Raw genomic sequence first — 12457 nt, forward strand, 5'->3', positions numbered from 1 at the left:
GTTAGCGTGGGCGCCATGACGGACGACGACGCGCAGGCCGGGCCCGGTGAACCCGCCGGTCCCGGTGAACTCTCCGCGCGGGCCAAGGCCGTGCTCGCCCTGGAGCGGCGCAACTGGGCCGGGCCCGGCGCCAAGGAGCGGGCCATCCGCGAGGAGCTGGGGCTCGCCCCCGTCCGCTACTACCAGATCCTGAACGCCCTCCTCGACGACGAGCGGGCCCTCGCCCACGATCCGGTCACCGTGAACCGACTGCGGCGGGTTCGACAGGCGCGGCGCGCCGAGCGTTGACGTTAAGGTCTGGCCCATGGGTGACCCGACGCACTCCCTGCCGCAGCCGCTCACTCCCGCCGGGCGGGACGGGCTCGCCGCGCTTCTGGCCCGGCCCGAACATGCCGTGATCGCCCTCGACTTCGACGGCACGCTGGCGCCGATCGTGCCCGATCCCGAGCGGGCGCGGGCCCATCCCGACGCGGTGCCCGCGCTGGCCGCGCTCGCCCCGAAGGTCCGCTCCGTGGCCGTCGTCACCGGCCGGCCCGCGGGGGTCGCCGTCCGCTACGGCGGGTTCGCCGGGGTTCCCGGGCTCGAACACCTCGTCGTGCTCGGGCACTACGGGGCCGAGCGGTGGGACGCCGTCACCGGGACCGTGCAGGCCGCCGAGCCGCATCCCGGCGTCGCCGCCGTGCGGGCCGAGCTGCCCGGGTTCCTGGACGCGATCGGGGCGTGGCGGGGGACCTGGATCGAGGAGAAGGGGCGGGCTGTCGCCGTCCACACGCGGCGGGCCCTGGATCCGCAGGCCGCGTTCGAGGCGTTGCGGGGGCCGTTGGGGGAGCTGGCCTCGCGGCACGGGCTGATCGTCGAGCCGGGGCGGCTCGTCCTCGAACTGCGGCCGCCCGGCGTCGACAAGGGGGTCGCCCTCGTCGACTACGTACGTGAGGTGGGCGCCGAGTCCGTCCTGTACGCCGGGGACGACCTCGGGGACGTGCCCGCCTTCACGGCGGTGGACAAGTTGCGGTCGGACGGGGAGGTGCGGGGGCTTCTTGTGTGCAGCGGAAGCCCCGAGGTCACGGAGCTGGCCGACCGCGCGGACGTGGTGACCGACGGGCCTGTCGGCGTGGTCGCCCTCCTGTCGGCCCTGGCGGCCCGACTGCCCTGACGGCACGGCGGCCGCCCCCGTCGCGGAGCCGCGGGCCAGGGGGTGGTCAAGGGGTGGTCAGGGCGTGGAGTTGGTCCAGGAACCACTGGGTCGGGGGGAGGGCGGTGGCGGCCGCGGCCAGGCGTTTGGTGCGCTCCGCGCGTTCCGCGGGGGGCATCAGGAGGGCCTCGTGGAGCGCCGCGGCCGTCGCGGACACGTCGTACGGGTTGATGGTGAGCGCGTCCTCGGAGAGCTCCTCGTAGGCCCCGGCCTCCCGGGAGAGGACGAGCGCGCAGCCCTCGTCGGAGACGACGGGGACCTCCTTGGCGACGAGGTTCATGCCGTCCCGGATGGGGTTGACGAGGGCGACGTCGGCGAGCCGGTAGGCGGCGAGGGAGCGGGCGAAGTCGTCCTTGACGTGGAGGACGACCGGCGTCCAGCCGTCGGTGCCGTACGTGGAGTTGATGGCGTCGGCGACCCGCGCCACCTCCGCGGTGTACTCGCGGTAGACGGCGAGGTCCTGCCGCGACGGGTAGGCGAAGGCGACGTGCACGACCCGCTCCCGCCACTCGGGCCGCTCGGCGAGGAGCTGCGCGTAGGCGTGCAGTCCGCGCACGATGTTCTTGGACAGCTCGGTCCGGTCCACCCGGACGATGACCTTCCGCCCGGGCCCGACCTGCTCCCGCAGCGCGGCGAGGCGCTCCTCGACGTCGGGGCGCCGCGCCCGCTCCCGCAGGAAGTCCGCGTCGGCCCCGAGCCCGTGCACCCCGATCCGGGTCCCGGACGTCCCGCCGAGGACGGCCACGCAGCACGCGGTGAAGGCGTCCGCCCAGCGCCCGGTGAGGAAGCCGAGCCGGTCCGCGCCGAGCATCCCGCGCAGGAGCTGCTCGGCGATGTCGTCGGGAAGGAGCCGGAAGTAGTCGGCGGGCGCCCAGGGCGTGTGCGAGAAGTGCCCGATGCGCAGGTCGGGGCGGAGTTCGCGGAGCATGCCGGGGACGAGCGCCAGGTGGTAGTCCTGCACGAGGACGGCCGCGCCCGGCGCCGCCTCGCCCGCGAGCGCCTCGGCGAACGCCCGGTTGTACGTCTCGTACGCGGCCCACTGGGCGCGGAACTCCGGCCCGAAGGCGGGTTCGAGGGGCGTCTGGTACAGCATGTGGTGCACGAACCACAGCACCGAGTTCGCGACGCCGTTGTACGCGTCGGCGTGCACGGCGGCGTCGATGTCGAGCATCCGCACCCCCGGCTCGCCGACCCCGCGCCGCACGGCCTCCCGGTCGCCGTCGCCGAGCGCCGAGCACACCCACAGGGCGTCGGCCTCGTCGCCGATGGCACTGAGCCCGGAGACGAGCCCGCCGCCGCCGCGCTTGGCGGCGAGCGTCCCGTCGGCGCCGAGGGAGTACGTCACCGGGCCGCGGTTGGACGCGACGAGGACCTGGGCTGCGCCCGCCTGCTCGGAAGCCATGTGCCGAAACCTAGCCGCTCGCGGAAACGCTCAAACGTACGGCCGGGAACGTCACATCCCTGAGCGGCCCTGCCGGGCAGCCCTGCCGGAGGCACCCCCTCCGCGCCCCGCGCGCGAACGGCGGACGGACGGCGGACGGACGCCGGGCGGACCGTATACGACCTGCCCGCAGCCCCTGGCCCAGCCCGCACGTCACCCCGGCCCGCCCCCTCAGGCCACCCGCCGCTCCGCGTACTCCGCCACCTCCACCATCGGCGGCCGCTCCTCCGTGTCCACCGCGTACGTCCGCGGCTCGAAGCCGTGCTCGCCGCGGACGAACTGGGTCAGCTCGGGGCGTACGAGATGGGCGCGGGCGAGCCGCAGCTGCGCGGTGCGGTAGATCGCCGCCGCCATCCGGCCGAGCGCCTGCCCGTCCTGGTGCCGGTGTCTGCGCACCCCCACGTCGACCTGCGCGAGCGCGTCCAGGCCGACGGTGTGCAGCGCGTCGACGAGCAGGCCGAGCTCCACGCCGTACCCGACGGGGAAGGGGAGGCGTTCGAGGAGCGATCTGCGGGCCGCGTACTCGCCGCCGAGGGGCTGCACGAAGCCCGCGAGCTGCGGCCAGTGCATGTTCAGCAGGGGCCGCGCCATCAGCTCGGTGACCCGGCCGCCCTGCCCGGCCGTCGCGCCGGACGCGGGTCCGTCGGCCGCGGGGCCGTCGGACACCGTCATCGGGCGGTCGTACATCGCCTTCACGAACTGCACGTCCGGCTCCGTGAGCAGCGGCCCCACGATGCCGGAGACGAAGTCCGCCGAGAACTCCTTCAGGTCCGCGTCGACGAACGCCACGATGTCACCGCGGGTGACCAGCAGGGAACGCCACAGGACCTCGCCCTTGCCCGGCACGGCGGGCAGCCGCGGCAGGATCGCGTCCCGGTGCACCACCCGGGCTCCGGCGGCCGCCGCCACCTCGGCCGTGCGGTCCGCGGAGCCGGAGTCGATCACCACGAGCTCGTCGACGAGCGGCACCCGCTCCATCAGCTCCTCGCGGATCTCGGCGACGATCCCGCCGACCGTCTCCTCCTCGTCGAGGGCGGGCAGCACCACGCTCACCGAGGTGCCGAGGTCACGCTTGGCGGCTGTCAGGGCGCCGGGCGCTCGGTCGGCGACGGACCAGGAACGCCTGCTCAGCCAGCGCTCGACCTCTTCCAGCACGCGCGTCCTCCCGGTTGTGATCCATCTCGCGCATCGGACGACTATCTCAAGGGTCCAAGGCTTCGGTTACAGTCTTGAACAACGCCGGTGACCATCGCATGTCGGGGGTCCCGGGCGTCACAATCGAATACCGCTCATCCAGAGGGGCAGAGGGATACGGCCCGTTGAAGCCCCGGCAACCCTCCAGCCGGTCTCGTCGCCGCGAACGCGCGCCGCGAGGCTCCCGGCTCGGGAAGGTGCCAATTCCGTCTCGCGGCGAGATGCGCCGCGGGGAAGATGAGGAGAAAGGGCCTCGCCTCCATGGCTGTGCAGACTGTCGCCACCACCACGCCTTCCGCGGACACCGTCGATCTCGGACCCGCGTCCGGGCTCTCCTGCCGCGAGTGCGGAACCCGCTTCGACCTCGGCCCCATCTTCGCCTGCGCCGAGTGTTTCGGACCCCTGGAAGTCGCCTACGACCTTCCCCTCGGCGACCCGGAGGGCCTGCGCAAGCGGATCGAGTCAGGCCCCGCCAACATCTGGCGGTACGCCCCGCTGCTTCCCGTCCCCGCCGACGTGGCCGACAAGCCGAACCTGAACCCGGGCTGGACCAAGCTCGTCAAGGCCGACAACCTCGCCGCCGAACTCGGCGTCGAGCAGGGCAAGTTGTTCGTCAAGGACGACTCGGGCAACCCCACGCACTCCTTCAAGGACCGCGTCGTCGCGCAGGCGCTCGAAGCCGCGCGCGCCTTCGGCTTCACCACCCTGTCCTGCTCCTCCACGGGCAACCTCGCCGGTGCCGTCGGCGCCGCCGCCGCCCGCGCGGGCTTCCGCTCCTGCGTGTTCATCCCGCACGACCTGGAGCAGGGCAAGGTCGTCATGGCCGCGGTGTACGGCGGCGAGCTCGTCGGCATCGAGGGCAACTACGACGACGTGAACCGCTTCTGCTCCGAGCTGATCGGCGACCCGCTCGGCGAGGGCTGGGGCTTCGTCAACGTGAACCTGCGGCCGTACTACGGAGAGGGCTCCAAGACCCTCGCGTACGAGATCTGCGAGCAGCTCGGCTGGCGCCTGCCCGACCAGCTCGTCATCCCCATCGCCTCCGGCTCCCAGCTCACGAAGATCGACAAGGGTCTGAAGGAGCTGATCGCCCTCGGCCTCGTCGAGGACAGGCCGTACAAGATCTTCGGGGCGCAGGCGGAGGGCTGCTCGCCGGTGTCCACCGCGTTCAAGGCGGGCCACGACGTCGTGCGGCCGCAGAAGCCGGACACCATCGCCAAGTCCCTCGCCATCGGCAACCCGGCCGACGGGCCCTACGTCCTCGACATCGCGCGCCGCACGGGTGGCGCGGTGGAGGACGTGAACGACGAGCAGGTCGTCGACGCGATCAAGTTGCTCGCGCGCACGGAGGGGATCTTCGCGGAGACCGCCGGGGGTGTGACGGTCGGCGTCACCAAGAAGCTGGTGGAGGCCGGGCTCATCGACCCGACCCTCACCACGGTGGTGCTGAACACCGGTGACGGCCTGAAGACGCTCGACGCGGTCGCCGAGACGTCCCAGGCGACGGCCACGATCAAGCCGAGCCTCGACGCGTTCCGCTCCGCGGGGCTTGCCGGTTAGTCGCCGTAGGGCCTGTGGTCCGCTGCCGACTGCGGGTCGCGGTCCGTCCTCGCGCAGTTCCCCGCGCCCCTGACGGGGCGCCCCCGTCCTCCCCGTACCCCTGAGGTGAACCCATGAGTGTCAACGTCCGCATCCCCACCATTCTTCGCACCTACACCGGTGGCAAGGCCGAGGTCGCCGCCGAGGGGGCGACTCTCGGTGAGGTCATCGCCGACCTGGAGAAGAACCACACCGGTATCGCCGCCCGGGTCCTGGACGACCAGGGCAAGCTGCGGCGGTTCGTGAACGTGTACGTGAACGACGACGACGTGCGGTTCGAGCAGGGTCTGGAGACCGCGACGCCGGACGGCGCCGGGGTTTCGATCATTCCCGCCGTCGCCGGCGGCTGAGCGCACGCAGAGTCACCGGGACTGCCCCCTCCGCGAGAGAAGCGGAGGGGGCAATTCTGTATGGTTGAGCGCGGTACAGTTGGGAATGGAGCGCCGTTTCCGGCGTACGCAGTGCCGCGCGCATATTCGAAGTCGGCCGCGGAGCCGACAAGAAGTAGCCAAAGTGTCCTGCCTATTTGAGCCCTATGCGACATTTGTCGGGCCCGACTTGCCCTGAGTTCCGTGGAATTCTCCGGAAATCTCCGATAGCGCGTGCCCAGAATTCTCGTCCGATTGACCTGTTGCAGAGGGCAGTTGGACAGATACATTCAGCCGCGGTCGACGCGTTCCGGCGCACACCCCCAACCCATGGGGGGTGAGGTCTGACCCGGGTCCGCGAAGTGCGGGTCTGCGCAAGGGCCAGTAATAGGGGAGTTAGGCATGGCTCAGGGCACCGTCAAGTGGTTCAACGCGGAGAAGGGATATGGCTTCATCGCGGTCGACGGTGGTGCGGATGTATTCGTCCACTACAGCGCGATCCAGATGGACGGCTACCGCACCCTGGAAGAAGGTCAGCGAGTCGAGTTCGAGATCTCGCAGGGCCAGAAGGGTCCGCAGGCGGACATGGTCAAGCTCGCCGTCTGAGCGGCTTGACGCGATCGGCCACCGACGCGACGCAATAGACGTAGGGCCCGCACCCCGGGAACGGGGCGCGGGCCCTTCGTCGTTCCAAGATCGGGGTGTTGCGCCGGGGCGCGGGTGTCTCGTGCGGGAGCCGGGGATCCACGTACGAGACCTGAGGGCGACCTTGCGCCCGCCCGTCTCCCGACCGCCGCCCCTCATCGACGCCTCTTCGAGGCGACCTTGCACTCTAGGGGGTCGAGTGCTAATCATTGGCGTTAGCACTCTACGAGTGAGAGTGACAGAACTTGGATCGGGTCGGTGAGGTCCGCAGGCCGGGTGGGGCAAGGAACCACACGGCGCGCAGGCCGTCCGTCGCGGGCACCAGCACGGTCCGTTTGCTTTTCCACCCCGTCCGGGAGGACCACTTCACATGGCCAAGATCATCGCGTTCGACGAGGAGGCACGGCGCGGCCTCGAGCGCGGCATGAACCAGCTCGCCGACGCCGTCAAGGTGACCCTGGGCCCCAAGGGTCGCAACGTCGTCCTCGAGAAGAAGTGGGGCGCCCCCACGATCACCAACGATGGTGTGTCCATCGCCAAGGAGATCGAGCTCGAGGACCCGTACGAGAAGATCGGCGCCGAGCTGGTCAAGGAGGTCGCGAAGAAGACGGACGACGTCGCCGGTGACGGCACGACGACCGCGACCGTCCTCGCCCAGGCGCTCGTCAAGGAAGGCCTGCGCAACGTCGCGGCCGGCGCCAACCCGATGGCCCTCAAGCGCGGCATCGAGAAGGCCGTCGAGGCCGTCTCCGGCGCCCTGCTCGAGCAGGCCAAGGACGTGGAGACCAAGGAGCAGATCGCTTCGACCGCCTCCATCTCCGCCGCCGACACCCAGATCGGCGAGCTCATCGCCGAGGCCATGGACAAGGTCGGCAAGGAAGGCGTCATCACCGTCGAGGAGTCGCAGACCTTCGGGCTCGAGCTTGAGCTCACCGAGGGCATGCGCTTCGACAAGGGCTACATCTCGGCGTACTTCGCGACCGACATGGAGCGCATGGAGGCGGCCCTGGATGACCCGTACATCCTGATCGTCAACTCCAAGATCTCGAACGTGAAGGACCTCCTTCCGCTCCTCGAGAAGGTCATGCAGTCCGGCAAGCCGCTGCTGATCATCGCCGAGGACGTCGAGGGCGAGGCCCTGTCCACGCTGGTCGTCAACAAGATCCGTGGCACCTTCAAGTCCGTCGCCGTGAAGGCCCCGGGCTTCGGCGACCGCCGCAAGGCCATGCTCGGCGACATCGCCATCCTCACCGGTGGCACGGTCATCTCCGAGGAGGTCGGCCTCAAGCTGGAGAACGCCGGTCTCGACCTGCTCGGCCGCGCCCGCAAGGTCGTCATCACCAAGGACGAGACGACCATCGTCGACGGCGCCGGTGAGAGCGACCAGGTCCAGGGCCGCGTCAACCAGATCCGCGCCGAGATCGAGAACAGCGACTCGGACTACGACCGCGAGAAGCTCCAGGAGCGCCTGGCGAAGCTCGCGGGCGGCGTGGCCGTCATCAAGGCCGGTGCCGCGACCGAGGTCGAGCTCAAGGAGCGCAAGCACCGCATCGAGGACGCCGTTCGCAACGCGAAGGCGGCCGTCGAGGAGGGCATCGTCGCCGGTGGTGGCGTGGCCCTGCTGCAGGCCTCCTCGGTCTTCGAGAAGCTGGAGCTCGAGGGTGACGAGGCCACCGGTGCCGCCGCTGTGAAGCTGGCCCTGGAGGCCCCGCTGAAGCAGATCGCGGTCAACGCCGGTCTCGAGGGCGGCGTCGTCGTGGAGAAGGTGCGCAACCTGACCGTCGGTCACGGCCTGAACGCCGCGAACGGCGAGTACGTCGACATGATCGCCGAGGGCATCATCGACCCGGCGAAGGTCACGCGTTCCGCCCTGCAGAACGCCGCGTCCATCGCCGCGCTGTTCCTCACCACCGAGGCCGTCATCGCCGACAAGCCGGAGAAGGCCGCCGCGGCCGCTCCGGGCGGCATGCCGGGCGGTGACATGGACTTCTGATCCCTTCGAGGATCGGCGGTTCGTCGCAGCACGCGCACGAGGGCGGCACTCCCTGTCTCAGGGGGTGCCGCCCTCCGGCGTTTCCCGGCCCGGAAAAAATCTCGCGACCGGTGTCAACCGGACGCACCCCCGCCGGTCTAGAGAAGGTGTACCGACCAGATGGGGAGCACGTCATTGACCGCTGAGGAGTTCGAGGAGTTCTACGCCCACGCGGTCCGACGGCTCACCGGCCAGCTGTACGTGATGCTCGGCGACCTCCAGGAGGCGCAGGACGTCGTGCAGGAGGCGTTCGTCAAGGCCTGGAGCAGGCGCGGGCGCCTGGTGAAGGAGGCCTCGCCCGAGGCGTGGATCCGCACCGTGGCCTGGCGGCTCGCCGTGCGCCGCTGGCACGGGCGGCGGCGCACCGAGCAGGCCTGGCAGCGGCACGGCGGCGCGCTGCCCGCGGGCGCGCCCGACCCCGGTTCGGTGGTCCTCGTCGAGGCGCTGAAGGGGCTGTCCCCGCAGCAGCGCAGGACGGTGGCGCTGCACTACATCTGCGATCTGTCGGTGGAGCAGATCGCCGGGGAGACGGGCCAGTCCACCGGCACGGTCAAGACGCATCTGTCCCGGGGGCGGGCCGCACTGGCCGACCGCTTGCAGGACCCTCGTACCCAGGAGGCGCACGGTGACTGAGCACCACCACGACGATCCGCTGGCGGACGCGCTCAGGGAGCTGGCCGCGGCGGCGGAGCGCGGCACCGACCCGGCGCCCGCGCCCGTGGTCACGGCCCGCGGCGAGCGGGTGCGGCGGCGCAGGTTCGCCGTGCTCGCGGCCAGTGCCGTGCTGCTGTGCGGCGGGATGGGCGGCGCGGTCGCCGCCGGGCTCGCCGGGTCCGAGGAGCGGGTGTCCCCGGCCGACACCCGCGACCCGCGCCCCGCGCCCTCCTCCGGCGACCCCGTGCCCGACCCCACCGACACCTCGTCCTCGCCCGGCCCGACCGAGACCACCGACCCCCCCGACGCCAGCGAGCCGCCCGCCACCACCGGCACCACCGGCAGTTCCGCCGACACCGGCGCCGACCCGAGCCGCTCGCCGACGCACCCCCCGAGCACCCCGCCCCCGACCACCGGCACCCTGGGCGCGACCGAGACTCCGTACCGGGGCGCGCGGACCACACTGCCCCCGACGTCGGACACGACGGACGACCCCGGCTGATCCCCCGGGGCCGCGGCCGTCCCTCCGGGGCATCCCCGCCCACAACCGCCCCCCGGCCTGTTAACCGGCACCCCCGCAGCACCCCCGACCGGCGGCGCACCGCGCGCCGCCGGGCGATTCCGCGCGCCCGAACGGAGACCACGCATGCCTGCGGCACCGGCGACCACCGCCACCCGGCCCTCCCCGCGCCCGCCCTGGCCCGACGTCCGGGAGCGGGAGCGGCCCGGTGGCGGGCGGGCGGTGCTGCGGCGGCTCGCGGGGCGGCTCGACGCGACCGACCGGTTCGTGCTCCAGGTGTATCTGGGCACGCGGGTGGGGCTCTTCGTCACCGGGTACTGCGTGGGATGGCTGTTTCCCGCGAACTCCCGTGCCAAGAAGGCGCCCGGACTGTTCTCGGTGTGGGAGCAGTGGGACTGGACGCACTTCCGGCACATAGCGGAGTACGGCTACTTCGGGCCCGCGCCGGGGTACGCGGACGGCCTGGAGAACGAGGAGGCGTTCTTCCCCGGGTTTCCGCTGATGCTGCGGGCGGTGCGGCTCGTCGTGCCGGACTGGGTGGCGGCCGGGCTGCTGATCTCGCTGGTCTCGGGCGCGGTCGCGATGCTGGCGCTGGCGCGGGTGGCGAGGCTCGCGGGGGCGGACAAGGGCGCGGGCAGGGGCGCGGGTGTCGGTGTGGGGGCGGGGGCGGCGGTCCGGCTCGGGGGTGCGGAGACCCTCGCCCGGCGGGCCGTGCTCGTCGTCCTGCTCTCGCCCTGTGCCGTCTTCCTCGCCGCGGGCTACTCCGAATCCCTCTTCCTCGCCTTCGCGCTGCCCGCCTGGCTCGCCGCCCGGTCGGGCCGCTGGCGGCTCGCGGCGACGCTCGCCGCGTGCGCCACGGCGACCCGCGTCAGCGGCCTGTTCCTCGCCGCCGCCCTGGCCGTCGACTTCCTGCTCGCCCGGGACGGCCGCCGCGACTGGCGCCGACTGCCCTGGCTGACGCTGCCCGCGCTGCCCCCGCTCGCGTACACGCTGTACCTGTACGACCGCACCGGCGACTGGATGGCCTGGAAGCACGCCCAGGAACGCGGCTGGTACCGCACCTTCCACCCGCCGTGGGAGGCCTGGGGCAACACGTGGAACGCGGCGTTCGACGGCCGTTACTCCACCGGGTACGCCCTGATGTCCCAGGCCGAACTCGCCGCCATGGTCGTCGGGTTGGCGCTGCTCGGCCGGCTGCTGTGGCGCGGGCGGTGGCCGGAGGCGGCGTACATCGCCCTGAACCTGTGGGCGCTCGGCACCTCGTACTGGTACACGTCCGTGCCCCGCGCGACCCTGCTGTGGTGGCCGCTGTGGACGGGTCTGGCCGCGTGGAGCCTGCGGGCGCCGTGGCGCGCCTACGCGGGCCTGTGCGTGCTCGCGCCGCTGAGCACGCTGTTCGCGGTGACGTTCCTGTCGGGGAGATGGGCGGGCTGACCCCCGTGCCCGCGGCGGCAGCCGCCCCGCGACGGCCGCCACCGCGGGCGGGTGCCCGCCCTTCGGCTACGGCAGGCGGTCCAGGATCCAGGTGCACAGCTCCTCGGTGATGTGGGTGTGGGGCTCGTTGTGGGAGGCGACCTTGAACTCGTCGAGCTCGCTGTCCTCGGGGGCGAGGGAGTTGATGTCGGCGTAGAGGTCGTCGTGCGTGTGCACGTCGCGGATGGCGACGGCGCTGACCGCGGGCACGAAGCAGTGCTCGCGCACGGGCACGTCGACGCCGAGGCCGAAGACCTGGTTGAGGCTGTCGGCGAGGATGCCGAAGCCCTCCAGGGTGCCGCCGGGCGCGCCGTCGAACTCGGGCAGGCCGGAGGTGTGGATCTGCGGCTTCTTCAGGGTGAGGACGCGGAGCGTGGCCACGAGCTGGTCGTCGCCCGCGGACTGGGTGTTGAGGTCGGTGCCGACGATGCCGATGCCCTTGCCCTTCACGGCGTCCACGCCGGGCCGGATGCCGTTGCCCTCGCCCGTGCCGACGCCGTTGGCGACGCCGATCTTCCGGGGCCGCCGCGGCCAGTGGTGGACGCGTCCCAACTCGGCGAGGAACTCCTCGCGTTCCTTGTCGGGCGCAGGGCTGTCCTGCCACTCGGCGATGTGCTGGGCGAGCAGCTGCCGGGCGGCGGGGCTGTTCATCTGGTTCGAGAACCGGGCGTCGAGCTTGCGGATGTAGTGCGCGAAGGCCTGCAGCCCGATGGGGATCCAGGCGCCGCGGTGCGGGCTGTCGTACGAGAAGTAGAGCTGCGTCTCGTGGTCGTCCCCGCCGGACTCGGCCTCCATCCTGGCGAGGGCGTACCGCGTGACGAGTCCGCCCATGCTGAAGCCGCCGACGGCCAGCGGGTGCTTGCCCACGCGCTCCGCGTTGGCGCGCCGGATGGCGGCGATCGCGGCCTGCGCGTTGTCGAGGATCGACGCGCTGCGCTCCTGGAAGCCGACCAGGACGACGTCCCTGCCGCGCTTGCGCAGCTCGCTCAGGAGCGGGTACGCGGCGTTGAACTCCAGCCCGTTCCAGGAGAATTCGGCGGTGCTCGGCCCCGTGTTGAAGCCGTCGGCGAGGAGCACGGGGCGGGTCAGGGCGCTGTTGCCCTCGCCCCGGTACACCCAGGCGGTGCCGCCGGGCAGCTCCCAGACGTCGTGCGGCACGGGCGGGAGCTGGGTCGGGGCCTCCCGCGGGCCCGGGGCGAGAATGATCGGCGGCGCGGCGCGCAGGGCCTCCTGGGCCTGGGTTTCGGTGGGCGCGTTCTGCTCGGGCATGCGCGTTCCCTTCCCTTGAGCGTCACCAGCTGACGGTCAAGGGCATCCTCGTGAGGGCCCGTACGCTCCG

12 protein-coding genes and 1 riboswitch are annotated in these 12457 nt (G+C 72.1%); of the genes, 9 read left to right on the forward strand and 3 right to left on the reverse strand.

What is annotated here, in order from left to right:
- The first annotated feature begins 15 nt into the window (after window positions 1-15).
- Together ACZ6AA_RS19025 and otsB are read left to right on the forward strand one after the other, a co-directional pair.
- On the forward strand, window positions 16-288 hold the full coding sequence (locus ACZ6AA_RS19025; protein ID WP_468457432.1) for a DUF3263 domain-containing protein: 273 nt from the start codon (window positions 16-18) through the stop codon (window positions 286-288).
- A 16-nt stretch (window positions 289-304) separates the two neighbouring features.
- Window positions 305-1153: a trehalose-phosphatase gene (gene otsB, locus ACZ6AA_RS19030; RefSeq protein ID WP_471459028.1), complete on the forward strand. Its 849-nt coding sequence runs from the start codon at window positions 305-307 to the stop codon at window positions 1151-1153.
- Window positions 1154-1199: 46 nt separating this feature from the next.
- Here otsB and ACZ6AA_RS19035 read toward each other — a convergent pair whose 3' ends face one another.
- Window positions 1200-2594 (reverse strand): alpha,alpha-trehalose-phosphate synthase (UDP-forming), encoded by a 1395-nt coding sequence (locus ACZ6AA_RS19035; protein WP_471459030.1) that lies wholly within the window; start codon window positions 2592-2594, stop codon window positions 1200-1202.
- Window positions 2595-2804: 210 nt separating this feature from the next.
- Window positions 2805-3788 (reverse strand): glucosyl-3-phosphoglycerate synthase, encoded by a 984-nt coding sequence (locus tag ACZ6AA_RS19040; RefSeq protein WP_468457426.1) that lies wholly within the window; start codon window positions 3786-3788, stop codon window positions 2805-2807.
- A 131-nt stretch (window positions 3789-3919) separates the two neighbouring features.
- A riboswitch (SAM riboswitch) is annotated at window positions 3920-4071 on the forward strand.
- Between ACZ6AA_RS19040 and thrC the strand changes: the two genes are divergently transcribed.
- The 7 genes from thrC to ACZ6AA_RS19075 all read left to right on the forward strand — a co-directional run bounded on the left by thrC (window position 4065) and on the right by ACZ6AA_RS19075 (window position 11079).
- Entirely contained in the window at window positions 4065-5387 is a 1323-nt protein-coding gene (gene thrC, locus ACZ6AA_RS19045) for a threonine synthase (RefSeq protein WP_468457424.1), read from the forward strand. Its footprint overlaps the riboswitch before it by 7 nt.
- Before the next feature lie 113 nt (window positions 5388-5500).
- Window positions 5501-5776 (forward strand): ubiquitin-like small modifier protein 1, encoded by a 276-nt coding sequence (locus ACZ6AA_RS19050; RefSeq protein ID WP_150169311.1) that lies wholly within the window; start codon window positions 5501-5503, stop codon window positions 5774-5776.
- Window positions 5777-6196: 420 nt separating this feature from the next.
- Window positions 6197-6400: a cold-shock protein gene (locus ACZ6AA_RS19055; protein WP_005315736.1), complete on the forward strand. Its 204-nt coding sequence runs from the start codon at window positions 6197-6199 to the stop codon at window positions 6398-6400.
- Between the two features lie 409 nt (window positions 6401-6809).
- Window positions 6810-8432: a chaperonin GroEL gene (gene groL / locus ACZ6AA_RS19060; protein ID WP_468457422.1), complete on the forward strand. Its 1623-nt coding sequence runs from the start codon at window positions 6810-6812 to the stop codon at window positions 8430-8432.
- 174 nt (window positions 8433-8606) lie between these two features.
- Window positions 8607-9104: a SigE family RNA polymerase sigma factor gene (locus tag ACZ6AA_RS19065; RefSeq protein WP_471459033.1), complete on the forward strand. Its 498-nt coding sequence runs from the start codon at window positions 8607-8609 to the stop codon at window positions 9102-9104.
- Window positions 9097-9627, forward strand: coding sequence for a hypothetical protein (locus tag ACZ6AA_RS19070; RefSeq protein ID WP_471459035.1), 531 nt, complete (start codon window positions 9097-9099; stop codon window positions 9625-9627). The genes ACZ6AA_RS19065 and ACZ6AA_RS19070 overlap by 8 nt, the downstream gene beginning before the upstream one ends.
- 144 nt (window positions 9628-9771) lie before the next feature.
- On the forward strand, window positions 9772-11079 hold the full coding sequence (locus ACZ6AA_RS19075) for a mannosyltransferase family protein (RefSeq protein WP_471459037.1): 1308 nt from the start codon (window positions 9772-9774) through the stop codon (window positions 11077-11079).
- A 66-nt stretch (window positions 11080-11145) separates the two neighbouring features.
- On the opposite strand, the gene ACZ6AA_RS19080 is transcribed toward ACZ6AA_RS19075, so the two are convergent.
- Entirely contained in the window at window positions 11146-12387 is a 1242-nt protein-coding gene (locus tag ACZ6AA_RS19080) for a hypothetical protein (protein WP_468481257.1), read from the reverse strand.
- Between the last annotated feature and the right edge of the window lie 70 nt (window positions 12388-12457).

The sequence above is a fragment of the Streptomyces sp. NPDC040610 genome (genome assembly GCF_055594065.1).